Below are 24,438 nucleotides of genomic sequence, written 5' to 3'. Positions count from 1 at the left end.
TTCATGCTCAGAGTCGAGATCAAGGAGCGCGCGCAGTGGAAAGCCCTGGCCCAAGAGCTGGGGTTTCATTTTCATACCATCGACGGCGAACCCTACTGGAAAGAGAGCGCTTACTACCAGTTCACCCTTGAACAGGTAGAGCGCGATATCGAAGCCCCGACCGAGGAGCTTCACGAGATGTGCATGGCGCTCGTCGACAAGGTGTGTCACTCCAACGCCCTGATGCAGCGTTTGAGCATTCCGGAGTTCATGTGGGACGCCATTTTCGACTCCTGGCGCGCGGGCCAACCTCATCTTTACGGGCGCATGGATTTCGCCTACTCGGGGGACGGCCCGGCCAAGCTGTTGGAGCTCAACTACGACACACCCACCTCGCTTTATGAAGCGGGTATCTTTCAGTGGGTATGGCTCGAGCAGGCGATCGAGCAGGGGCTGATCCCGCGCCACGCGGATCAGTTCAACTCGATTCAGGAGAAGCTTTTAGGGGCGCTGGCGCATATCGGCCAACGCCTGAGTGATAACACGCTCCACTTCTCCTGCATCAAGGACAACGTCGAGGAGCGCGCCACGGTTCACTACCTGCAGGATATCGCCGTGCAGGCGGGCCTCGAGGCACCGTTCATTCATACCGAGGATATTGGCGTTCAGCCCGGCTGCGACTACTTCGTGGATCTGAGTGAGGCGCCGATCAAGGCGCTGTTCAAGCTCTACCCTTGGGAGGAGCTGGCCCAGGAGGAATTCGGCAAACTCATCCCCGAGCTTTCCACCCACTGGTTCGAGCCGCCCTGGAAGGCGGTGCTCTCCAATAAGGGGATTCTGCCGCTTTTATGGGAAGAGTATCCGGATCATCCCAACCTGCTGCCCGCCTACTTTGAAAAACCGGACGAGAAAGCGCTAACGCCTGGCTGGGTGCGCAAGCCGTTTTTCTCCCGTGAGGGGAGTAACGTTCAGCTCAAGACCAATGATGGGGATTTCGAAGACGTGGCGGGGCCTTACGTGGACAGCCCCTGGATTCGACAGGCTTACCACCCGATGCCGCGTTTCGGGCAGTTTCACGCGCTGGTGGGCAGCTGGGTGGTGGGCGATCGCGCCTGCGGTATGGGCATTCGTGAGGACGTGGGGCGCATTACCAAGGATTCGTCCTGCTTCGTGCCCCACGCGATCATTTAACTTAAGCGAAATCGCTTACGCGGCCGTCGCGTCCTGAAGCGGCCTCGGGATCGCCGAGCAGCTTACCCAACGGGAAAGCGCCTGATGAGTGAGTGGCTCGGACTCGATCGCCTTGAAGTTGCGGGCGCCAGTCCAGGCGACCGGCTCCTCGAGCCTGACTTCCCGTGGCTCGCTGCCTTTGGCCAGGCACAAAAGGTAGTCGTCGCTTTCGGTCGGGTGCCAGTGCGCCAGAAGCTCGAACGCCTCTGTCTGGGAGCGCCGCGCGGCGATCACACCCAGCGCCGGCTCGCTGTATAGCTCGACGATATGCGCTACCCCTTTCTCCTTCAATGCCTGCCAGGTGGCGGCGTCCAGCGGCGAAGTCGCGATCGCGGTAATGTCGGCGGGCAGCGACGGCAGACGCTGGGCGAGCTGGTGCCAGCGCTGGCTATCGGTGGCCACGACGTCACCGGCATTGAGCTCCCAGAGCGCGCTGGCGCTTTCGAACAGCGAACGTGTTTGCCAGCCCCCCGCTTGGGGCAGCAGCACGCCGAGCATGAAGCCGGACACGGTTTGCAGTGAGAGCCAACTGATCAACGTGCGCTCACTGGAGCCAGACAGCCCCAAAAACGCTTTGAGCGACTGGGCCTCCTGCGCCAGCGCCGTACCCGCGTGGCGGTATGGGCGCTGCAAGCGGTTACAAAACGCGTTGGGCGAGGTATCGAACAGGTTTAAATACTCGATATCCGCGCGCTCGGCGATGGCGCCGGCCCACTCATCAAGCGTGATCGCGGTATCCGCCAGCGTCAGCTTTTGGGTGCCGAACAGATGGGCAACCGCGTGGGCCAGACCGGCGCGTTCCGGCGTGCCGACACAGGGCAGCATGTCCGTATGCTTTACCTTGTGGTGCTGAGCCGCGACCGAGCGAAGAACGCTCAACGTCGACCGGTGAGAGAGTGACAACATGATTGCTTCCTCTGCAAAGATGTCATTTTGACCGCTATAAATTACTTCCCTGTATCACTTTTGTCAAAATAATTACGCTTTGCCCACACCGGTAAAAATCCTGCCGAACGCTATTTAATAAGCGATATTTTGCTTTAAAAGCCCGGTTCGCTTGTGAATCCGTCCATCCTCTCAACACGGGTACTGTACAATTATTGAATCAGGTTATGGCCTTATGTTTTTTTCGGGATTTCACATTAATTCACAAAATTGACCAATTAAAGCGCGCTTAGTAACTGTAACGCTCAGCGCATTTAGCGGTACTATAGAACTAATCACACGTTATTAATTATCTGGTCACCGCTCGCCGTTCGACCCTTTTGGAGTCCCGCCCGGATGAAGGCACGCTGGAAATCCCTGCCCCTGAGTTTGAGACAGTTTCTCTCTTTTGCGGCGGTGCTGACGCTCACGTTACTGCTGGCGCTCTATCTTCAGGCTCACGCCCAAAGCCAAGCGCGGTTGGAGCGTTTGATCAACGAGGAGTTGCCCGAGCGGGTCGAGGCTCTGGCTACGCGCCTGGTGCTGCGTTTGAGCCCGTCGCTGGCGGTATCGGAGGGCATTGCCAATAGCTACGTGCTGGAACAATGGGTACGCGACGGGCTGCCGGTCGAGGAGCGACTAAACATCGCTCGCTATCTTGCGCGCCCGGTCGAACAACTCGAGGCGGACCTGCTCTTCTTTGCCGTGCAGTCGCCGGCAGGTGCCTATTACTTTCAGTACCGCGACGGCGATCTGTTACAGCGTCCGCTTCAGGGCCCCACCAGCGACGACCGCTGGTATTACGAGTTCACCGATAGCGAAGCGCCCTACAACCTCAATCTGGACAGCGACACATTCACTCCGGGCGACGACTTCGTGTTTCTAAACTTTCGCAGCGAAGCGCTGGCGCCCAACGCCCGCCCGGTGGTAGTGGCCGGCGCGGCACTGAACCTCACCCAGATGGCGCAGCTCATCGAGGATTTTTCACTTGGCGCCACCGGCCATGCGGCGTTACTCAACGCCGCCGGCGAGCTGATGATCAATAGCGATAGCGGCGCACGGGGCGACCCGGCCGTCGGCCCCGCGCCGACGGTACTGCCAAGAAGCGGCACCCACGTCGACGAAGTCCTGCACGACGACACGCCTTACCTGACGGCGACGCGCTGGGTGCCCGAGCTTGGTCGCTACCTGATGATCGAAGTGGCCAAAAGCGAATATATACGGGCCGCGCAACTACGTTTTCTGGCTTCGACCGGGTGGGGGCTTTTGATTCTGCTGATCGGCCTGGTGGTGCTCTATCCGCTTACCGTAAGCCTCTTGCGCCCGCTGACGCGCTTTCAGCGCCAGCTCAAGGAGATCACGCTGAGCCTTGATCTGACCCGCCGGGTCGCCACCGACGACCGTGCCGAGCTCGGTGACTTGGCCGATCAAACCAACGAACTGTTGGCGCGCCTAAGCCGCGCCATGACCGCCGTTTCCGACAACGCCTTAGCACTTAATCACGTGGCTGACCGGCTGGCGCAAACCGCAGGGCTATCCGGCGTGACCCGCAGCGATCCCCTATTCGAGACCGACCAGACCATGGCCGCCGCCGTCGAGGAGATGGCCTCGTCAGTGGCGGAAATTACCTCCACGATGGAGGAACTCTCCGCGTCCTCGACGCAGATTGCCGACCACTCCCAATCGGTGGTGGACGTGGCCAACCAGACGCTCGAGCGTAGCCGCAAGGGCTCCGGCGCGATGGAGCATTTACAGTCACGCATGCAGGCGATCCGCAGCGACAGCGAGCAAAGCCTTGCCGACATCATGGCGCTGGGAGCCAAGTCCAAGCAGATCAGCAAAGTCATGGAGCTGATCAACACCCTGGCCGCGCAAACCAAGCTGATCGCCTTCAACGCCGCGCTCGAGGCGTCGAGCGCTGGCGAATCCGGGCGGCGCTTTTCCGTGGTGGCCAGCGAAATCCGCCGGCTCGCCGATAGTGTCACCGACTCCACTCAGGAAATCGAGGACCATACCGAGGAGATTCAGCGCGCTATCAGCCGCCTGGTCGTGACCTCGGAAAAAGGCGCGGCCTCGATCGAGAAAGGTGTTGAGGTCAGCCTTACGACCGCCCAGGACCTGGAGGCCGTGCTGAAAGCCGCAAGCCAAACCAGCAGCGCCGCGCAGCAGATATCGCTCTCTACCCAACAGCAGAAAACCGCCAGCAGTCAGGTAGTGACCGCCCTGCGCGACATCGATACCGCCAGCGCCCGCAACGCCCAGTCGGTCCGCCATATCACCGAGATCAGCCAGGAGATGATTCGGATGTCTGCCGAGCTCAACGCGCTGGTCAAGGAGTTCACCTTCGACGTGCCGCCTACGGACGAGCGCTGATGGCAAGGCCCGCGCCATGAGCGTTATACGCGTTTTGATCGCCGACGATAGCCCCGTGGCGCGGGACGTGCTTCGCCATCTTCTCACGCGCGAGGGGGACATTCAGATCGTAGGCGAAGCGCGTAACGGGCATGAAGCCGTCGCGCTTGCCCGCACCCTCGCTCCGCAGCTCATTACCATGGATCTCTCGATGCCAGTCATGGAGGGGCTCGCGGCGATCGAGGAGATCATGCACACCCGGGCGCTACCGATTCTGGTGGTCAGCGACCGCTTCGAGGCGGCCATCGCAGGCCAGGCACTCGCTCTCGGCGCGCTCGAGGTGATGCCCAAACCGGCCCTGGACGACACCGAAAGCTCCTCGCTTTTAGAGCGGGTCAGGCTGCTGGCCGGGGTCGCGGTGATCACTCGCCTGCGTCCACGCGCGCTCAAGACCTACCAGACATTGGCGGCTCCGCCCACGCACCGCTCGCTCGCCCACGTGGTGGCCATCGCCTGCTCCACCGGCGGCCCTCAGGCGCTGGCGCGGCTTTTGAGCCGGCTGCCCAGCAACTTCGCGCTGCCCGTGGTCATCGCCCAGCACATGAGCCATGGTTTCATCGAAGGAATGGCCCAGTGGCTCGACTCGCTTTGCCGCTTGCCGGTGCGGGTGGCCAGCCACGGCGAGGCGCTGACGCCCGCAACGGTCTATCTGGCGCCGTCGGAGAGCGATCTCGAGATCACGTTCGATCACCACTTTCGTCTCGTCGAAAGTCCCATTGGGGCGCTATATCACCCAAGCTGCGATGCGCTGTTGACCAGCGCGGCGGCGGTCTATGGCAGAAAAGCCATCGGTGTTATCTTGACCGGTATGGGCAGTGATGGCGTTCAGGGGATGCGAGCAATCTGCGCGGCGGGCGGCATGACGCTCGCCCAGGACGAGGCAAGCTCGGTAATCTACGGCATGAACCGCCAGGCCATCAACGCCGGTGCCGTTCAACGCGTGGCCTCGCTCGACGAGTTGCCCGAACTTCTCATTGCCACCACCCAAGGCAGCTTTCACTTCGGTTCATCACACTCATGAGCGCCTACGCACCGTTCAAGCGGCTGGTCCACGAACGTTACGGCCTTCACCTCGAGGGCTTACACGAGGCGCGATTGGTACAAGCGGTCAAAGCCCTTCGAGACGCCACTGGCGAGACGCAGCCTGCTGCCCTCGTCGAACGGCTGCGTCAGAATTCGGCACTGTTCGACGATTTCATCAGTCGGCTGACCGTCAACGAGACCTACTTCTACCGCGAACCCAAGGCGCTTGGCTGGCTGGCCGAGCGCTACCTACCGGCGCGCCTCGGCGACAAGGCACCTCCCTTGCGGATCTTGAGCGCAGGCTGCTCTTCCGGCGAAGAGCCCTATAGCCTGGCCATGTTGCTGACCGAGCGTTTCGGCGATCGTGCGCGCACGCTCTTTCACATCACGGCAGGCGACGTCGATCAGCAGGCACTGGCCCGCGCACGGTGCGGGTGCTACAGGGGCATGGCGTTTCGCGCCCTGCCTGAAACGCTCAAGGCGCGCTATTTCACTTTCTCGAACGGCCACTACGAGATCGATGCCTCGTTCAAGGAGTGGATCGATTTTCGCGTGCTCAACGTGCTCGATGCCGATGAAAGCGACACCTTCGATGTCATCCTGTTTCGCAACGTCTCCATCTACTTCGACGAGCCAACCCGCGCCGTCATCCAGCGCCGACTCGGCGAGCGTCTGACCCCCGGCGGCATTTTGCTGTGCGGCGTCGCCGAAACCCTCGGCAACGACCTGGGGGTGCTCGCGCTCAATGAACGAGACGGCGTGTTTTATTTTCACCACGCCGATCAGCCAATCGCCCCCCTCGCGACGGCCCCACGACCTTCCGAGCCGCGGCCGCAGCCTGTCAGGTGCGATAACGTGTCGAGCGCGCGGGCACCGACGAAAGCCGATGTGTCGTCCCCAGCGCCGAGCGCAACGCCCGAGGTGGCGCTTGCGCAGCAACTGCACCAGGCCCACGCGCACTTGGATCACAATCGCTTCGACCAAGCGCAGGTGCTTTTGGACGCGCTACTCGACGAGCACCCCTGGAACGTCGATGCGCTGCTACTGGCCGGGCTGGTGGCTCGCTGGCAGCAAAAACCCGCCAAGGCTCAGGCGTACTTCAAGCGCGCGCTCTACGTGGCGCCGCAGTGTTGGCCGGCGCATTTTTACCAAGCAGAGCTTTTTCGTGCCGGCGAGCTTTCACACTCACCTGGCCAGCCTCGCCGTGGTTACGAGGCCACGCTGCGCCTGCTGTCGGCGAGCCCGGCCTCCAGAGGCGGGCTCGCCGACATTCGCTCGCCGCTGGCGCCGGGCGACGCGTGCTTTTTAGCCAGGTCCCATCTCGACGAGGTCGTCAGGAGCGCGCGCCGTGGCGATTGACATCACCCGCTTTATCCAGCGCTTCGTCGAAGAGGCGCGCGATCACCAGCCGCGCCTGCGCGAGGGCATTACCGCGCTCGCCCAGGGCGCCGAGGCTGGCGAGATCAACGCGATGTTTCGCGCGGTACATACGCTGAAGGGATCGTCGCGCATGCTCCGCTTAGAGGCCATCAGTGCGCTGACCCACGCGCTGGAGGAGCTTTTGAGTGCGCTGCGTGACGGCACGCGCGCCCCAGACGCCGATGCCCTGGCGCTGCTGGAACAAGCCGCTGACCTGCTCGATACCCAGATCGACCTGCTGGCCGAGGGACACCCGCCGGAATCACTTCCTACCCCAGACGCGGCGCTTCATCAGGCACTAACTACCGCCGCCAGCCCCGGCGCGCCCATTTCGATGCCTGCGACCGAGCCGATACCTAACGCTCAGGCGCTACCCACCCGGCTTCGCTTGAGCGATACCGTGCGCGTGCGCATGGAGCAACTGGACGATCTGATTCGTCTGATGGGCGAGGTGCTATCGAACCATCACGAGCAACATGCGCTGGTGGAGCGCGCCCGTACGCTTGGTGCTTCCCTGCCGGCCGAACATCAGCGCCCGCTAACGACATTTCATCGCGCCTTCAAGCAGAGCACCCAAGGCCAGGACAGTCTAATGAGCGAGCTTCACGACCGCGCGCTCAAGCTGCGCATGCTGCCACTGGCAGTGGTGTTCGACCCTCTCGCTAGAATGACCCGCGAACTTGCGCAAACGCTTGGCAAAGAAGCGACTTGCACGCTGTCGGGCAGTGACATCGAGCTCGACCGTCAGATGATCGACCGCCTCTCCGAGCCGCTGATTCATCTTTTGCGCAATGCCCTCGACCACGGGCTGGAATCGCCCGAGGCACGCCGCCGGGCGGGCAAGCCGCCCCAGGGGCGGGTGACGCTCAAGGCGTGGCAGGACGGCAGCGGCGTCGTGATCGAACTTGGCGACGACGGCGCAGGCATCGACCTCAATGCGGTACGCCAGCAGGCTCTTGCCAAGGGGCTGGCAAGCGCTGAACAGCTCACGCTTGCCAGCGAGCAACAGCTGCTCGAGTTGATCTTCAACCCCGGTTTTTCCACGCGCTCGATGATCACCGATATGTCCGGGCGCGGGGTGGGCATGGACGTCGTCCGGCGCACGGTGGTGGACGAGCTCAGCGGCGATCTTCGCTTGGAGCAGCGCCAGGGCCTGGGCTGCACCTTTACCCTGCGCCTGCCGTTTTCACTCGCGCTGGTGCGCGTGTTGCTCTTTCGCGTGGGCGGGCAGACCCTGGGGGTGACCGCGCCTTACGTGAGCAGCCTGACCGAGGTTCGCCTCGAGCAGTTGATCGATACGGCGGGCCAGCGCACCCTGGTGCACAACGACGAATTCATTCCCGTGGTGTCACTGGCCACGCTGCTGGAACTCGACGAGACGCCGTCGGGCGAGCGGCTGCTTTTGATGATCGTCTGCCAGGGCACGCAAAAGCTTGCGCTGACCATCGATACGGTGCTCGACGAGCGCGACATGGTCATCAAGCCGCTGCCCGAGCATCTGGGTGAGATACCGCTGGTATCGGGCATGGCGAGCGCCGGCGGAAACGCTCTGGTTAGCCTGCTGCACGTGCCCGCTCTGTTGTCGTGCGTCACAAAGGGAGCTGGCCGGGCGCCAGTAGTGAACGCTGCACGCCCGAGCGCGCCTCGCATTCTCATCGTCGATGACTCGCTCAACACGCGCGAAATCGAAAAGGACGTACTCGAAGCCTGGGGCTACCACGTTATACTGGCAGAGAACGGCCAGGACGGGCTCGACAAGGCCTTGGCCGAGCCCTTCGACGCGGTACTCACGGATGTGGAGATGCCGGTGATGGATGGCTTCACACTAACGGCCCGGCTGCGCGATCAAGAGCGCTACCGTCAGGTGCCGATCGTGATCGTCACCTCGCGGGAGAAGGAGGCGGACCGTCAGCGCGGCATGGCCGTCGGCGCCGACGCCTATATCGTCAAGGGCAGCTTCGACCAGAACCACCTGGTGGATACCCTAAAGGCCCTGTTAGGCTGATGGCTCCCGTTCAGGAGGATAAACATGCGTATACTGGTGGTCGATGACGACGCCTTATCCGCTGAGCTGACGGCCGCGATTGTCGCCTCGCGCCAGCACGTGCCGATCATTGCGCACAACGCCATGGAGGCGGTGCTCTCGCTAGAGGCCGAACCGGAAATCGCCTTGATCATCAGCGATCTCAACATGCCGCTGGTGAGCGGCCTGGAGCTTTACACGATGCTTTGCGAGCAAGGGGTGACGCTGCCGTTCATTTTGCTGACCGGTGACGATGCGGGCCCCATGCCAGGCAATACGCCAGGGCTTAGAGCGTGCCTGCAAAAGCGGGCGGATCTGGCGTTCACGCTCGGCGAGGCCGTCGATCAGGCCCTGAGTGGATAGTCCCGTGTCACCGCCCGCCGCGGGTCGCTAACGTTACAGGTATTCTCATGACCTCTCCTGCCATGACGCTGCACGACAAGCTCGACGAGCTGCGTCAACGCTTTATCGAGCAGCTCTCCACGCGGCTGGAGCACACCCTTTCCCAATGGCAGCAGAGCCAAAGCTGCCTCGATACCCGGGCACGGCTGGCGCCGGAGCTTCACCGCTTTTTCCATAGCCTGAAAGGCACTGGACGCTCGCTAGGCTTCGAACGGATCGCCGCCCTCGCCCACCAGGGCGAGGAGATGCTCACGACGTCGCCGCCCGAAGAGATCGATCGCACCATCGAGCGGTTACTGATGCGGCTCACTCAGGAGCGGGCACAGTTGCAGCGCCAAGCCGGCAAAGCGCCGCCCCCCGCGTTCAACGTCGTCGATTTCATCGCTGCGCCGCGTCAGGGCGAGTACCGTCGACGGTTAATCTATCTGTGTGACGACGAGCCAGACTCGCTCAGCCAACTGGTGCATCATCTGCGCTGTTTCGGTCACGACGTCGTCCACTTCGACGAACCGCAAGCCTTCTTCAACGCCGTACTGACACGCCGGCCGGACGCCATCATCATGGATGTCCACTTTCCCCAAGGCAAAACCGCCGGCACCGAAACGCTGACCAGCCTAAACAAGCTCACCGGCGAGCGGCTACCGGCGATCGTCCTTTCCGCCTTTGGCGATTTCGATTCCCGGCTGAGCGCCGCTCGGGCCGGATGCAGCGGCTACTTCACCAAACCGGTCAAGCCGTTGGATTTGATGCTGGTGCTGGACGGGCTGACCTCGCCGCCGGACGATGAGCCGCTGCGCGTGCTGGTGGTGGACGATGACCCCGAAGCGGCCGCCTACCACGCCGCGTTACTCGAGCGCGCGGGCATGATCACCCAGCAGGCCCACCACCCGGCGCAGGCGTTCGAGGCGCTCGAACGCTTCAACCCGGACTTGATGCTGGTGGACATGTACATGCCTGTTTGCTCCGGGGAAGAGCTCGCCCTCATCGTTCGTCAGCAGCCGGAGTACGTGGGACTGCCGATCATCTACCTGTCCGGCGAAACCAACAGCCAAAAGCAGTTCACCGCCATGGCCGCTGGGGCCGAAGGCTTCATCACCAAACCGGTCATCCCGGAGGAGCTGGTCTCGGCGGTGCGACTACGCGCTGAGCGTCTGCGCCATTTGCGCACGCTGATGACCCAGGACAGCATGACCGGTCTTTACAATCACAGTACCACCACCGACCTGATCAGCCGTACCCTGGTTCAGGCCTACCGTGACGACGGCCAGCACGCCATGGCGATGATCGACATCGATCATTTCAAGGAGATCAACGACACCTACGGCCACCTGGCCGGCGACCAGGTCATCATTACGCTGGCACGTATGCTCAAGACTCGCCTGCGGGTGTCCGACATCATCGGCCGCTACGGCGGTGAAGAGTTCGTCGTGCTGCTCAGAGACGTCTCTGCCGAAGGTGCCGCTCGCCTTATCGACTCGCTGCGCGAGGATTTCGAACGGGTCGAGTTCTACGCTGGCAGCGCGCGCTTTAGCTGCACCTTTAGCGCCGGCATCAGCGTTTTCCCCGATCAGCCCTCGACCGAGGCCCTGCGAGTCAGCGCCGACCGCGCGCTTTACCAGGCCAAGGACCAGGGGCGCAACCGGGTCGCCATCAGCCAGGAGACGGATCGTGACCACGCCGACACCACCGAGCCGTGACGCCGAACACGCGAGCCTTTCCCGTGCGCTGGAAGACAACCGAGTAGATGCTTCGCCGACGGCCCTAGAGGAGCCGACCCGCCAGCTCGTGCTGTTTCGCCTGGCCGGGCAGCGCTTCGCGTTCGACGGCGCCCACGTTCGGGAGATTTTAAGCGGCGAGGCGCCGGTCTACTTCGTACCGGGCGTGGCCCGCAGTGTGGAGGGCGTCATTCATCTGCGCGGGCATATCGAATCCGTCATCGCGCTTCATGCGCTTTTGGGGCTTACACCTAGCGACGGGGTCGGGCGGGTGCTGCTCGTCGAAGCCGCCGGCCTGCGCACCGGCGTGCGCATCGATCAGCTCGACGATGTCTGCGACGTCGCGCTCAGCGCATTGAAAGCGCCGCCAGAGACGCTGGACACGGCGCTCAAGCCCTTCGTCGACGCGCTCATTCACCAGAGCGCCAGCGAAGCGATCGTCGTCCTCGATGCCGACGCGCTGCTCACCGCCTTTCAGGCCGGTCAGGGCTAACGTGAAACGAGTCGCGCTGGTGGCGTTCGACGCTGGCCCCTACCGCTACGCACTCGAGGCCAGCCGCGTCGAGCGACAGCGCCTTGAGATCGACACCGAGCGCCACATGGTCGCCGCGACCCTGCTCGGCGCCTCTGGACACCACGCGCCCAAGCGCTGGCTGACACTCAATGATCGCGAAGGCGCCTGGCAGCTCGGCGTGGAGGGCCGCGTCGAACTCATCGAGTGGCCGGCCGGTACGCTACATCCGCTGCCGCCGCTGGTACTGGCGCGCAGCACCCTCCCGGCGCTTTGCGGCGTCGCACTCGATGACCACCGCGTCGCGCTTTGGCTACTCGAGGCCGACAGGCTCTCACCCTTCGCGCCGCCCAGCCCCGACTAACTCATTCAGACCGATCAAGGTTGAAGCCACAGGCAGGTAATGGCATCGCCCGCCTCAACCCTTGCGTGCGGATCGATGACGGCGAGCGCGTCGGCAGCCACGCAGGAAGAGAGCACCGAGGAGTCCTGGTCCTCGAAGGCGTCCGCTTCGATGCCGCCGGGGATGAAGAAAAGCCTTACGCGCATATAGTGCTGGCGCGGGCCGGTGGCGGTCGAAAAGCGCGCCACCGCCGGCAGCCGGGCAAGCGTGGCGAGCGCCGGGCAGCCCAGAAGCGCCCCCATGAGCGGGCGCAGAAACAGCCACGCGCCGACAAAGCCCGACACCGGGTTGCCCGGCAGCCCGACAAAGCGCGCTACGCTTCCATCACCCCGGGGCAATCGCCCCAGCGCCAGCGGCTTGCCCGGGCGAATGGCCAGACGCCAAAGATCGAGCTGGCCCAGCGCCTCCAGCGCCTTTTTTACGTGATCCTCCTCACCCACACTCACCCCGCCGGTGGTGATGACCACATCGGCGCCTTGGGCTACCCGGGTCAGGCAGGCGCGGGTCTCATCGAAGCTGTCCGGCACGCTTTCGACATGCACGACCTCGGCGCCGAAGCTCTCCAGCAGCCGCTTGAGCATCGGCCGGTTGCTGTTGTAGAGCTGGCCGGGCGCGAGCGGCGTGCCGGGCTCGATGACCTCGTCACCGGTGGACAAAAGCGCCACCCGCGGGCGGCGGCGCACGCTCACCCGAGCGATGCCCTGCCCCGCCAGGTGGCCAAGCGCGGCAGCGTTCAAGCGCGTGCCTGCCTCGAGCAGTACCTCGCCTTGGGCGACGTCCCGGGCGCGGCGGCGTACGCTGTTGCCTACCGCGATACCGGCGGGAATGTTCGCCCGCTCGCCGTCGAGTTCGACCTCCTCCTGCATTACCACGCAATCGGCACCTTCGGGCAGCTCGCCGCCGGTGAAGATGCTTGCGCAGGTGCCGGGCGCAAGCGGCGCGGCCGGGTGGCCCGCGGCGATGCGCTGGGACACCGGCAGCCAGCCGCCGGCGTCCGCGGCGCGTAGGGCGTAGCCGTCCATGGCGCTGTTATCGCGGGCGGGCACGTCGAGCGCGGCGGTGACGGCGGCGGCCAGCACGCGCTCGGCGGCGTCATCGAGCGCTACGTCCTCGGCGCCAAGCGGGCTCACGTCACTCAGAAGCGCCTCGAGGGCTTGTTCGATCGGAGCGAGCTCAGCCATGCTGCCCCCGGCCGGGGATCACCAGATTAGCGAAGTTGCAAGGCTTGTGGCGGCTGTCGAGCTGCTCGGCCAGAAGGCAATCCCAGCCGGTGCGACACGCACCCGTAGAGCCTGGCAGGCAGAAGATCACGGTGGCGTTGGCCAGCCCCCCAAGGCAACGGCTCTGGATGGTGGAGCTGCCGATTTCGTCGCCGCTAAGCTGGCGAAAGCGCTCGCCGAAGCCTTCGATGGCTTTATCGAACAGTACGGATACCGCCTCCGGCGTGGAGTCGCGCCCGGTAAAGCCGGTGCCGCCGGTTGTGATCACCACCTGCACCTCAGGACTTGCGATCCACTCGGCCACCACCGCGCGGATACGGTACATGTCGTCGGCCACGATGCGCTTTTCCACCAGCCGGTGGCCGTCACCCTCCAGCCGCTCGACCAGAAGCGCCCCGGAGCGGTCGCTCTCCTCGGTGCGGGTATCGGAGACGGTCAGCACCGCGATGTTCAGTGCCTCCATTGCCTCTGGAGCGCTGTTTTGCGTTTCCAAAGCGCTACTCCTCGTGGCTCTTTTTCGCCTGGCGCGCTTCGAGCGCGGCGAGCTGCTCTGGCGTGGCCTTTGCCTGGTGGTGCTCTTTCCACTCGCTGTAAGGCATGCCGTAGACGTGCTGGCGGGCGGCCTCGTAGTCGAGGCGTTCGCCGCGCTCTTCGGCAGCGCTGACTAGCCATTTCGAAAGGCAGTTGCGGCAAAAGTCCGCCAAAATCATCAGGTCGATGTTTTGAACGTCCTTGTTGGCGTCCAGATGGTTCAGCAACCGGCGAAAGGCGGCGGCTTCGAGTTCGGTTTGGGTCGTCTGGTCCAGATCGTTGAAGGCGTGCATGAAAGCTCTCCGGGGTTGAATGGTGCTCAGCATAGCAAAAGAGTCGCTTTAAAAACGTTTTCGCCACTGCGAATATGGCACACTCTAAACACGTTGCGACCAAGCGGGGCCTACAATCGAAGGCCACGCTTTTTGGGGTTCGTCGTCGGCTTCACTCACTACGCGCAGGGCACTTTCATGATCGCGTCACAGCAACTGACCGGACTGATTTTGGCCGGCGGCGAAGGTCGCCGCATGGGCGGGCGCGACAAGGGTTTGGAGCCCTTCGAAGGCCTGCCGCTATTCGCCCACGCCTTGAAGCGCCTGGAGGGGCGCGTGAGCGAAATCCTCGTCAGCGCCAACCGCAATCAGGACGCCTATGCGCTTTTGGGTCCGCGCGTGATCGAGGATGCCAGGCCCGGCTTTTCCGGCCCGCTGATGGGCATCTACAGCGGCCTACTGGCGGCGAAGACGCCGTGGCTCGTCGTGGTGCCCTGCGACACGCCGCTTCTGCCCGCCACACTGGTCGAACGACTGGCCGATGGGCTCGACGGCGGCCAGGCGTCGATCGCCTTCGACGGCGAGCGCGATCATCCAACGGTGGCGCTGATCGCCACCGCGCTCGCCGACGATCTCGGCGCCTTTCTGGCCAGCGGCGAGCGCAAGCTCGGCCGCTGGTTCGAGCGCCACGCGGCTAAGCGTGTGGATTTCTCGGACGCGAAAGAGGCGTTCGTCAACCTCAACAGCGAAGCGGAGCTTAAGCGTTTGGAGCTTGGCCGCGCGGACGCCCGACGGGAGCGGCCATGACGCCGGATCGAAGCGACGCGCCGCTGAGCGTCGACCAGGCGCGTCAGGCACTTGCCGCACTCGCCGCCCGACCGATGGGCACCGAGGAGGTCCGGCTCGACCAGGCGCTCGGCCGCCGGCTGAATGAGTCGATCACTGCCCCCACGGACGTACCCCGCTATACCAACGCGGCGCTGGACGGCGTCGCGCTTGGCTGGCGCGAGGCGCTTACCGCGCGCTGGCAGTTGGCCGGCAGCGCCTTCGCCGGCCAGCACTTTGACGGCGCGCTCGCTGAACTCGAGTGCGTGCGCATCACCACCGGCGCGCCGCTGCCGCCAGGCACCGACACGGTCATCGCCAGCGAAGAGCTTGATGAGCGCGACGGCGCCGTGACGCTCAAAGCCCCCGAGCGCGTGGTGAAGGGACAAAACGTTCGTCTGGCCGGCGAGGAGCTGGCCGCCGGCGCTCTAGTGCTGGCGGCGGGCGCGCGCCTGGTTCCCGCCGCCCTTGGGCTGATTGCCTCACTGGGGCAAGCCACGGTGCGCGTGGTCAAACGCCCGAGGGTGGCGCTTTTTTCCACCGGCAACGAAGTCACCGAGCCCGGCGAGGCGCTCTCGCCGGCGGGTATTTATGATGCCAACCGTTTCGCGCTGAAGGGGCTTTTGCAGGAGCACGGTGCGCGCGTGATTGATCTTGGCATTCTGCCGGACGACCCGGAAGCGATCGCCTCTGCGCTTTACCAAACCGCCGAACAGAGCGATTTGGTGCTCACCAGCGGCGGGGTCTCAATAGGTACGAAGGATTTCACCCGCACCGCGCTCGAGCGGCTGGGCACGCTCGGCTTCTGGCGGGTGGCGCTGCGACCGGGAAAGCCTTTGGCCTGCGGCACGCTTGGCGCGCGCCGAACGCCCTTCGTCGGGCTGCCCGGCAACCCGGTGGCGGCGATGGTGACGTTTCACCAGTTCGTCGCGCCGCTGCTGGCGCGTCTGGAAGGCCAGCCCGCCGCCGCGCCCGCGCGCCTGACGGCGGTGCTCGACTCGCCGATTGAAGGGCGCAAAGGGCGGCTCGATCTGCTTCGTGGAGTGTACCAAAGCGATGAACAGGGCGGTCTTCGAGTACGGGCGCTCAAGGCCCAGGGCTCGGGTATGTTAACCTCGATGGTGGCGGCCAACTGTCTGATCGAGCTTAGTGAGGAGCGCGATGTCGCCGCCGCCGGCGAGGTCGTCGCGATCCAGCCGCTTCGCGCGCCGTCATCGACTACACTGCCCCCATTCACCGCTTCGAGAGATGGCCATGACCGAGCAACTGATTGACAGCGTTGGCCGCCGAGTCAACTACGTACGTATCTCAGTCACTGACCGCTGCGACTTTCGCTGCGTGTACTGCATGAGCGAGGAGATGACCTTTCTCCCACGTGCGCAGGTGCTCACCCTCGAAGAGATCGCCACCGTGGCGCGGGCCTTCACCGAGCTCGGTGTCGAGAAGATTCGTCTCACCGGCGGCGAACCGCTGGTGCGCGGTAACATTGGCGAGCTGGTCGACGAGATCGGTGCCTTGCCCGGGCTCAGTGACTTCACCATGACCACCAACGGCGCGAGTCTGAGAAAGCACGCCCAACGACTTTTCGACGGCGGGCTCAAGCGGCTCAACGTAAGCCTCGACTCGCTCGACCGCGAGCGCTTCAAGGCGCTGACCCGCACGGGCGATCTGGACAAGGTGATCGATGGCATTCGCGCCGCCAAAGAGGTCGGTTTCGAGCGCATCAAACTCAACGCGGTAATCCTCAAAGGGCGCAACGACGACGAGGTGTTGGATTTGGTCGACTTCGCCCGCCGGGAAGGCCTCGATATCAGTTTCATCGAGGAGATGCCGCTGGGGGACGTGTCGGATCACTCCCGCGCCGAAACCTTCTACTCCAGCGACGACGTCAAGGCGCTGATCGAGGCGCGCTATTCGCTAATGCCGAGCACGGTGACCACACCGGGCCCGTCACGCTACTTCAAGATGAGTGACAGCGACAGCCGCATCGGCTTCATATCGCCGCACAGTCACAACTTCTGCGACAGCTGTAACCGGGTGCGCGTCACCGTCGAAGGGCGGCTTTTGCTGTGTCTCGGCAACGAGCACTCGGTGGATCTGCGCGCGGTGCTTCGACGCTACCCGGGCGACATGGACGCGCTCAAGCGCGCGATCATCAATGCGCTTCCGCTCAAGCCCGAGCGTCACCACTTCACCACCGACGGCGACGTTCAGGTAGTGCGCTTCATGAACATGACCGGCGGTTGATACGTGACGATGACGCGCATTCCCACTCACGTGGTGACCGGCTTTCTTGGCAGCGGAAAGACCACGCTTATCCACAGCCTGATCGGGCAAAAGCCTGTGGATGAGACATGGGCCGTGCTGGTCAACGAGTTCGGCCAAATCGGCATCGACCAGGCGATGTTCGAGCACCGTGACGACGTGGTGGTGAAGGGCTTGCCCGGCGGGTGTCTGTGCTGCCAGCTCGCTTTCGTGCTGCGGGCAGCGCTGGCCGACCTGATCCGCCGCGCCAAGCCAGATCGGGTGATCATCGAGCCCTCGGGCCTTGGCCACCCGGCGGGGCTACTGGATCTGCTGCGCGGCGAAGCTTTTGAGGGCGTACTGGAGGTGCGCGACATCATCGCCACCCTCGACCCGCGAAGACTCGATGAGCCCCGGGTGCGCGAGCACGAGACTTTCAACGACCAGCTCGCCGTGGCGGACGCGGTGGTGCTCACCCTGACCGACCAAGCGGTTGAGTCCCAGAACGCCCGTGGCCGAGCCTTCGTCGAGGCGCTCTGGCCCGCGCCCAAGTGGGTCCACGACAGCGCGGGCGGGGCGCTACCGCTGTCGCTTCTCACTCAAGGCGGCCAGGCGGGCGCATCAAGTGTGGCCATGCCCGACGCGCACCGGGCACTGGTTGCCTCCCCCACGCTTGCGGGCCAATTTTTCGACGCCCCGCCCCCGCTGGGCTCTCCGCGTATCGAAACCGCCTCGGCACTGGGCTACGCCAGCAGTGGGCTTCGCTGGCATCCTGACGAGCGCTTCGATCTCGACCGGCTCGCCCACACGCTATCAGAACTGCCCAAAGCAGCGCGGGCCAAGGGCGTGTTTCATACTGACAGTGGCTGGAAGCGGCTCAACCGCGCCGACGGCGTGTTGAGCGTCGAGGCGAGCGCTTGGCGTCAGGACTCGCGCCTGGAGGTCATTCTTCCCGACACGCTTGCGCAACGCGACCTTACGCTTGTGGATCGTCTGGTCGATCTGTCGAGCTCAGCGCAATAGCCTCGAGCGCGGGCACAGGCATGGGACGGCCAAACAGATACCCTTGGAAGGCGTGGCAGCCGTGGGCCAACAGCCACTCGTACTGCTCAAGGGTCTCCACCCCCTCGGCAATGGCGTCAAGACTCAGGCTCGACGCCAGCGCAATAGTGGTTTCCACGATGGCCGCGTTGGCAGAGCTTTCCGGCACCTGCTGCACGAAGGACTGGTCGATCTTGAGCTGATCCAGCGGCAATTGGGCCAGATACGAAAGCGATGAATAGCCGGTACCGAAATCGTCGAGCGAAAAGCGCACGCCGTGGGCTTTGAGCCGCAGCATGGTATTGCGTACATCCTCCGGCGCCTCAACGAACAGCGACTCGGTTACCTCGAACTTCAAGCGCTCAAGCGGCGCTTGGGTGCGAGCGAACACGCTCTCGGTTCGGGATACGAAGTTGGGCTCGCGAAACTGAAGCGGGCTCAGGTTGATCGAAATCGTAAGCTTGGCAAGCATTGGCTCGCGCGCCCACTCGATGAGCTGCCAGCAGGCCTGCTCCAGAATCCATTCGCCGACTTCGTTGATCAACCCCGTGGACTCCAGAAGCGGCATGAACTCGCCCGGCGAGATAATCCCACGCTCGGCGTGATCCCAGCGCAGCAGCGCCTCGACCCCTGTCAGGGTGCCCGCAGCGTCGACCTGAGGCTGGTAGAAAATATGCCAATGCTTGAAGATCACCGCTTGGCGTAGATCGGCTTCCAGGCGCACCCGGGCCAACAGCTCAGCCTGCATGTCCGGGGTGAAAAAGCGCAGCGTCCGGCGCCCGCTTGCCTTGGCCTGGGAAAGCGCCATGTCCGCCTGTTGCAGATAGTCATCCATGTTCTGCTGATCGTTTGACATCATGGTCGCCCCGACGCTGGCGGTCACCGTGATCAGGCTGTCGTTGATGCGGATGGGCTCGCTGAGCGTGTCCATGAGCTTGTTCGCGATGCCGCGGGCCAGTTGGTGCGTTTGCGCGAGGCTACTGTCCACCCCCTCGACCAACACCGCGAACTCGTCACCGCCAAGTCGGGCCAGGGTATCGGTATCGCGCAGCATTCGCGACAGGCGCCGCGACACGCCGCGCAACAGCTGATCCCCTGCGTGGTACCCCAGGGTATCGTTGACCTCCTTGAAGCTATCGATATCGAAGAGCATGACCGCCCCAAAACGCTGATGACGGTTGATCTCTTTCAAGGCGTTTTCGAGCCGATCCATGAACAGGCGCCGATTGCTAAGCCCGGTAAGCGGGTCGTAGAACGCGAGCTGGTGGATCTCCTGCTCGGCGGCCTTGCGCTCGCTGATGTCGCTGATGGTCGCCACGTAATGGCCAAGCGCGCCGGTGTCGTCGTAAGTGGCACTGATGGTGATCCACTGCGGAAAGAGCTCGCCGTTTTTACGCTTGTTCCAGATCTCGCCTTCCCAGTTGCCGCTTTGATGCACGCGCTGCCAGAGCTCGCGGTAGAACGCCGCGCCGTGCTGGCCCGAGCTGAACATCCGCGGCGTTCTACCGACCATCTCCTCTTCGCGGTAGCCGGTGATGCGTTTAAACGTGTCGTTGGTCTTGAGAATGTAGCCTTTGCGATCGGTGATCAGAATGCCCAGGTGGGTCTGAAAGGCGGCGGCGGCAATTCCGAGCTCCGCCTGCAGATTCTTGTCCTCGGTGATGTCGCGCACTACCGACAACACGCCCCTGAACTGGCCGCTTACGTCCGTCAGCGGGCTGATAGTGGCGTGAAAATGGCCGAGTTGGCCTTCAAGGGTCAACGGATACTCGTAGGTCTCTGCTCGGCGCAGTCGTTTGACGCGATCGAAAATGATCTGGAAGGCGTCGGCCAGATCCTTAGGCAGTATATCGGCGAAGTGGCGCCCCAGGATGAGCTCCGGCTCGATCAGTAGCCGCTTTTGGTCGATCGCATGGACATAGTTGAACCGCCCCTGCTCATCGAAAACGAAAATCAAATCCTGCAGCGAGTTGACCAGCGCATCGAGGCGCACGTCGCGTTCCCGGGCGTGCGCCCGGGCGAGTTCGCGCTCCTCGACGCGCGTTTGCAAAATCCTCGCCAGCGCCAGTCGGTTGAGATAGTGGCGAAGCCCCCAAGCGCCGAGCAGCGCAATCAACACCATCACGAAGCATAAAAGCGCCACGCGGTCGCGCCACTCGCTCAAAAGATGCTGCCGGTCCACGCCGACGACCGCGTAGATAGGGTAGTCGCCGACGCGCTCCATATGCAGCAGACGCTCGCGATGATCGACGGGTGAGCTCAGGACGAAAGTGCGCGAGTACTCTTCAGGGGCGAGCGGCGTCCACGTGGTGGGCATCTCCAAGCGCTGGCCAATCGAGACGCGCTGCGGCGGCTGGGAATGGCGTGCGATGATCTGACAGTCAGTGTCGACGAGCGCGATGCTCTCGCCTTCGCTGACGCCGACCCGGGAGAGCGCATCGACAAACACTTGCGGACGAATACGTGAAACCACGATACCAGCAAACTCGCCAAGCGGGTTGTCCCGGCGCCGGGCGCTGTAGAGATAGAATTCGTCACTTTCCGGCGAGCGCTGCAGCGTGGTGACATCGCGCACGCGATCACTGTTTTTGAATGCTTCGAAGAACTCGGTATCGCGATAAGAGAGTCCTTCGTAGCGCTGGTCGCTACCAAGAGTCACACGCCCGGTCGCATCGAGCACCCCCATTTCGTCAACGGAGGTAACGTAGCGAGTCAGGTTATCGATCGCCTGTTTGAGAGCCTCGGGGTTACTGCTCTCGTCGTTTTCGAACGACGACACCAGCTCCGAGAGGCTGAAAAGCGCCTGCTCGCTTTGCCCCATCACACCGCTGGTCCACTGGGCGACGACGCTGGCGCGCGCCTCCATACGCATTTCGGCGGCGCTGATTTCCTGGCGGTACTGCTGGTACATCATCGCGCTGGACACACCGATCATAACGATCAGCGCCACTACATAACAAAGCACGGCGCGTCGGCCGGTGGTGGTGGGCCCCGGAGGTTCGAGGCCAGCCGAAGGCGCGCTATCCAGTGAGTGAGACATTACGTGGATGCCTTCTTCATGAAATCGGCAGACCGCGTTCGAACGCGCCAGGCAAGTGTATGTTGACGTTCAAGGTGTGTGATCCTGACCCAAAGCGATACGATAGGTTATTTAGACACCGGCGCCATTGTAAACGATCTGCCCGAAAAGATCGTTTCCTGGAACAGGAGAGCCTCATGGTATCGCTTGGGCAGATGAGCGACTACGAAATTCGTTTGATCCGTGTGTTCAATACCGTCGTCGAGTGTGGTGGTTTTACCGCCGCAGAAACGACGCTGGGCATCAGCCGCTCGGCGATCAGCCAACACATGAGCGATTTGGAAAAGCGCGTGGGCCTGTCGCTTTGTCAGCGCGGCCGTGGCGGTTTCAGCCTCACAGAAGAGGGGAAGGAGCTTTATGAAGCGGGGCTTACGCTATTGGCAGCGCTGGAAACCTTCAAAAGCGGCGTAAACGCACTGCACCGCACGCTCAAGGGCGAGCTCAATATCGGCATCACCGACAATCTGGTAACGCTGCCCGCCATGAACGTCACCGATGCGCTTGGCGAGCTCGCCTCGAAAAGCCACGATATCAGCGTCAATATCCAGATGGACCCATCCGACGCGGTGATTCGCCAAGTCATGGACGGCCATCTGCACGTCGGCGTGGTGCCCAACGTCAACCTGCCCGCCAGCCTTGAAACGCTCTGGCTCTACGATGAGCCCTCCTACCTTTACTGCGGCGCCGGCCACCCGCTTTTCGATGCACCCGCCTCTGCCTGGGCGCAGATCACCCAAGCGCCGGCGGTGGCGCCGCGCTATCCGTTGCCGGTCAAAGCGCGCCAGGCCCACGACGCTCTGACGCTGCGCGCCTCGGCGTCGGACCGCGAAGGGGCCGCGTTTCTCATTCTGACCGGGCGTTACATCGGCTTTTTGCCCGAGCATGTCGCGGCGCAGTGGGTCGAGGCAGGCAAAATGCGCCCGCTACATGCCAAGCGGCGAAGCTATCACATACCGTTTGTGCTCATCACGCGCCGCGACCGGCGCCCCAATCGCGTGGTGGATGCGTTTTTGGCGCTGGTCAGCGGGGCGGGGCCCGGCGGAGGGTTTGATACTGTCGCCGAACCGTATCCATCTTGAGTCACGCAAGCGTCGTGCCACGATGGCGCTTAAGATACATCCGCCGTGGCCGTTCGATGCGACTTTTCGTGCCCCATCAGCGTGCTTGCCACGAAGTAAACGAGCGCTCCCAGGATCGAGCCGGTGAACCAGCCGTAGTCGTAGAACCAGTTCATGGTTCCCGTTAGCAGCGATACCAGCGTCAGCGCCACGGGCACCCCAAAAGCGATGAAGCCGGCGACGTTCACCGCCGGGTAGGTGTGACCGTCCATGTAAAGACTCGGCACGTCCAGCGACTGCTTCTTGATCAGAAAATAATCCACCGCCATGACCCCCGCGATCGGCCCCAACAGGCTCGAATAGCCCAGCAGCCAGTTCGAATACATCTGCTCGAGCGAGACACCCTGGGCGATCACTCCCGCCTTTTGCAGCAGGTCGTAGCCCATCAGTAGCACGCCGACCAGCCCCGTCATCAGCACCCCACGGGTCTGGTTGATCAGTTTCGGGGCGATGTTTTGAAAGTCGTTAGTGGGCGAGACGATGTTCGAAGCAGTGTTGGTGGAAATCGTCGCGACGATGATCAACAGCATCGCCAGAATGACCCAGAACGGGCTGTCGATGAAGCCGATCAGACGCACCGGATCCGCCACGGTCTGGCCCACCAGGGTTTCCGAGGCCGCCGTCATCACCACGCCAAGCGAGGCAAAGAAGAACATGGTGAGCGGAAGCCCCATGATCTGGCCGACGATCTGATCCTTCTGGCTTTTGGCGAAGCGGCTGAAATCGGGAATGTTCAGCGAAAGCGTTGCCCAGAATCCCACCATGGCGGTCAAGCCGGCGAAGAAGTAGCCGTAAACCGGCGCGCCTTCAGGGCGCGAAGGCGGCTGGGCGAGTAGCTCGGTCATCGACATGTGCGGCCAGGCCCAGACCATCAGCCCCACGCCCACTGCCAACAGCAGCGGCGCGGCCAGCGTTTCCATCCACTTGATCGACTCTGCGCCGCGAATCACCACGTAGAGGTTCATGGCGCCGAAGACGAAAAAGCCGATCACTTCACCAACGCCGCCCAACGCCGCCCAGGCGGGAAACAGCGCCGACAGCAGCAGATGGATCGCCAGCCCACCGAACATGGTCTGGATACCGAACCAGCCGCAGCCCACCAGCGCCCGCACTAAACAAGGCACGTTCGAGCCCAGAATGCCGAAACAGGAGCGCAATACGATAGGAAAGGGAATGCCGAATTTGGTGCCGGGAAAGGCGTTTAGGGTAAGGGGCAGCAGCAGGATGACGTTGGCGATGAGAATGGTGAAAAGCGCCTCGCCCACGCTCAGCCCGAAGTAAGCGGTTAGCACGCCGCCCAGCGTATAGGTGGGAACACAGATCGACATGCCAACCCAGAGCGCGGCGATGTTCCACTTGCTCCAGGTGCGTTCGCTTGCTTTGGTCGGCGCAATATCCTCGTTGAAGCGAGGGCTTTGGCGAACGTCGTCGTTCACCTCGAGTTCTATCAACCCCTCTCGATCTACCATACGAGATGTTGTAACAGTCATGGAGTTCTCCTCAGCAGAGCCACTGTCGATTATCGTTATTGCGTCAGGCTTTAAATCGAGTCAGCGCTAATCCCAGCAATAAGCATGCCTACACCTGGTTTAAAGCGCATAAACTATTGAATTAAAGCTGACCTTTTCGACATGTAATCTCATACCAGTCTCGGAATTGTTGTTATTGGACAATCGTCTTTTTAAGGCCATTGCCAAAATAGCGCACTTAGCCTTAAAAACGCACCAAAAAGTCTCTTTAAATAAAAACGAAAAAACAACATAAATAATAAATCATTGATTATATTAAAAATAAATCTAAATATCATGGTTATCCGGCACTCAAAAAAGTGACGAAAGGCAATTAATAAATCACTAAAAAACAATAAAATCATAGCGTTAAGAAGCTCTTTAAAATCACGTCACAAAAACCTTGAAAGCCGCCCGCGTTTCGCACTAATCTCAAAAAAGCTGCCAACATAGACAGCTTTACAACCACTACAAAAAACTCCTCGCTGCCAAGCGAGTGAATCTTGCAGCACGCCTTGATCATCAATAACGATAACCGTCATCGCGCCCAATAGGGCGA

20 protein-coding genes are annotated in these 24,438 nt (G+C 62.6%); 14 read left to right on the top strand and 6 right to left on the bottom strand.

Going from position 1 to position 24,438, the window contains the following annotated elements:
• Positions 1-3 precede the first annotated feature (3 nt).
• Positions 4-1,170 carry a glutathionylspermidine synthase family protein gene (locus tag MQW23_RS01780; RefSeq protein WP_252106105.1) on the top strand — a complete coding sequence of 389 codons (1,167 nt, stop codon included), beginning with the start codon at positions 4-6 and terminating at the stop codon, positions 1,168-1,170.
• 15 nt (positions 1,171-1,185) lie between these two features.
• On the opposite strand, the gene MQW23_RS01775 is transcribed toward MQW23_RS01780, so the two are convergent.
• Positions 1,186-2,115, bottom strand: coding sequence for a hypothetical protein (locus tag MQW23_RS01775; protein ID WP_252106104.1), 930 nt, complete (start codon positions 2,113-2,115; stop codon positions 1,186-1,188).
• Between the two features lie 375 nt (positions 2,116-2,490).
• Between MQW23_RS01775 and MQW23_RS01770 the strand changes: the two genes are divergently transcribed.
• Genes MQW23_RS01770 through MQW23_RS01735 form a run of 8 tightly spaced genes read left to right on the top strand, consistent with a single transcriptional unit; the run spans position 2,491 to position 12,002 of the window.
• The gene (locus MQW23_RS01770; RefSeq protein WP_252106103.1) at positions 2,491-4,506 is read left to right on the top strand and encodes a methyl-accepting chemotaxis protein; all 2,016 of its coding nucleotides are present in this window, start codon (positions 2,491-2,493) and stop codon (positions 4,504-4,506) included.
• Between the two features lie 16 nt (positions 4,507-4,522).
• Positions 4,523-5,566 carry a chemotaxis-specific protein-glutamate methyltransferase CheB gene (gene cheB, locus MQW23_RS01765; protein WP_252106102.1) on the top strand — a complete coding sequence of 348 codons (1,044 nt, stop codon included), beginning with the start codon at positions 4,523-4,525 and terminating at the stop codon, positions 5,564-5,566.
• Positions 5,563-6,927 (top strand): CheR family methyltransferase, encoded by a 1,365-nt coding sequence (locus tag MQW23_RS01760; protein WP_252106101.1) that lies wholly within the window; start codon positions 5,563-5,565, stop codon positions 6,925-6,927. Before cheB ends, MQW23_RS01760 begins: the two co-directional genes overlap by 4 nt.
• Positions 6,917-8,992, top strand: coding sequence for a hybrid sensor histidine kinase/response regulator (locus MQW23_RS01755; RefSeq protein WP_252106100.1), 2,076 nt, complete (start codon positions 6,917-6,919; stop codon positions 8,990-8,992). Before MQW23_RS01760 ends, MQW23_RS01755 begins: the two co-directional genes overlap by 11 nt.
• Positions 8,993-9,016: 24 nt before the next feature.
• Positions 9,017-9,373 carry a response regulator gene (locus MQW23_RS01750; RefSeq protein WP_252106099.1) on the top strand — a complete coding sequence of 119 codons (357 nt, stop codon included), beginning with the start codon at positions 9,017-9,019 and terminating at the stop codon, positions 9,371-9,373.
• Positions 9,374-9,420: 47 nt separating this feature from the next.
• Positions 9,421-11,109 (top strand): GGDEF domain-containing response regulator, encoded by a 1,689-nt coding sequence (locus tag MQW23_RS01745; RefSeq protein ID WP_252106098.1) that lies wholly within the window; start codon positions 9,421-9,423, stop codon positions 11,107-11,109.
• Complete coding sequence (locus MQW23_RS01740) at positions 11,081-11,620, top strand: chemotaxis protein CheW (protein ID WP_252106097.1); 540 nt, start codon at positions 11,081-11,083, stop codon at positions 11,618-11,620. Before MQW23_RS01745 ends, MQW23_RS01740 begins: the two co-directional genes overlap by 29 nt.
• 1 nt (position 11,621) lies before the next feature.
• Entirely contained in the window at positions 11,622-12,002 is a 381-nt protein-coding gene (locus MQW23_RS01735) for a hypothetical protein (protein ID WP_252106096.1), read from the top strand.
• A gap of 14 nt (positions 12,003-12,016) precedes the next feature.
• On the opposite strand, the gene MQW23_RS01730 is transcribed toward MQW23_RS01735, so the two are convergent.
• The 3 genes from MQW23_RS01730 to MQW23_RS01720 are packed head-to-tail and all read right to left on the bottom strand — an operon-like array spanning position 12,017 to position 14,085.
• A complete protein-coding gene (locus MQW23_RS01730; protein WP_252106095.1) occupies positions 12,017-13,222 on the bottom strand; it encodes a molybdopterin molybdotransferase MoeA in 1,206 nt (401 codons plus the stop codon).
• A complete protein-coding gene (gene moaB / locus MQW23_RS01725) occupies positions 13,215-13,724 on the bottom strand; it encodes a molybdenum cofactor biosynthesis protein B (RefSeq protein WP_252106726.1) in 510 nt (169 codons plus the stop codon). The genes MQW23_RS01730 and moaB overlap by 8 nt, the downstream gene beginning before the upstream one ends.
• 34 nt (positions 13,725-13,758) lie before the next feature.
• The gene (locus tag MQW23_RS01720; RefSeq protein ID WP_252106094.1) at positions 13,759-14,085 is read right to left on the bottom strand and encodes a DUF1244 domain-containing protein; all 327 of its coding nucleotides are present in this window, start codon (positions 14,083-14,085) and stop codon (positions 13,759-13,761) included.
• 177 nt (positions 14,086-14,262) lie between these two features.
• Here MQW23_RS01720 and mobA point away from each other — a divergent pair, with 177 nt between their 5' ends.
• Genes mobA through MQW23_RS01700 form a run of 4 tightly spaced genes read left to right on the top strand, consistent with a single transcriptional unit; the run spans position 14,263 to position 18,156 of the window.
• Positions 14,263-14,871, top strand: coding sequence for a molybdenum cofactor guanylyltransferase MobA (gene mobA / locus MQW23_RS01715; protein ID WP_252106093.1), 609 nt, complete (start codon positions 14,263-14,265; stop codon positions 14,869-14,871).
• Complete coding sequence (gene moeA / locus MQW23_RS01710) at positions 14,868-16,163, top strand: molybdopterin molybdotransferase MoeA (RefSeq protein ID WP_252106092.1); 1,296 nt, start codon at positions 14,868-14,870, stop codon at positions 16,161-16,163. The genes mobA and moeA overlap by 4 nt, the downstream gene beginning before the upstream one ends.
• The gene (gene moaA / locus MQW23_RS01705) at positions 16,144-17,136 is read left to right on the top strand and encodes a GTP 3',8-cyclase MoaA (protein ID WP_252106091.1); all 993 of its coding nucleotides are present in this window, start codon (positions 16,144-16,146) and stop codon (positions 17,134-17,136) included. Before moeA ends, moaA begins: the two co-directional genes overlap by 20 nt.
• Positions 17,137-17,145: 9 nt before the next feature.
• Entirely contained in the window at positions 17,146-18,156 is a 1,011-nt protein-coding gene (locus MQW23_RS01700) for a CobW family GTP-binding protein (protein WP_252106725.1), read from the top strand.
• Here MQW23_RS01700 and MQW23_RS01695 read toward each other — a convergent pair.
• The gene (locus MQW23_RS01695; protein ID WP_252106090.1) at positions 18,110-21,214 is read right to left on the bottom strand and encodes a bifunctional diguanylate cyclase/phosphodiesterase; all 3,105 of its coding nucleotides are present in this window, start codon (positions 21,212-21,214) and stop codon (positions 18,110-18,112) included. The genes MQW23_RS01700 and MQW23_RS01695 overlap by 47 nt on opposite strands.
• Positions 21,215-21,390: 176 nt before the next feature.
• On the opposite strand from MQW23_RS01695, the gene MQW23_RS01690 reads away from it, so the two are divergent.
• Positions 21,391-22,332, top strand: a complete 942-nt coding sequence (locus MQW23_RS01690; RefSeq protein WP_252106089.1) for a LysR family transcriptional regulator — start codon at positions 21,391-21,393, stop codon at positions 22,330-22,332.
• 29 nt (positions 22,333-22,361) lie between these two features.
• Here the strand turns inward: MQW23_RS01690 and MQW23_RS01685 are convergent, their stop codons facing one another.
• The gene (locus tag MQW23_RS01685) at positions 22,362-23,861 is read right to left on the bottom strand and encodes an NCS1 family nucleobase:cation symporter-1 (RefSeq protein WP_252106088.1); all 1,500 of its coding nucleotides are present in this window, start codon (positions 23,859-23,861) and stop codon (positions 22,362-22,364) included.
• Between the last annotated feature and the right edge of the window lie 577 nt (positions 23,862-24,438).

This window comes from Halomonas sp. S3-1-1 (assembly GCF_023757625.1).
In the GTDB taxonomy this organism is placed as follows: Bacteria; Pseudomonadota; Gammaproteobacteria; order Pseudomonadales; family Halomonadaceae; genus Vreelandella.
This window is presented reverse-complemented; position numbering and strand designations above follow the sequence as displayed.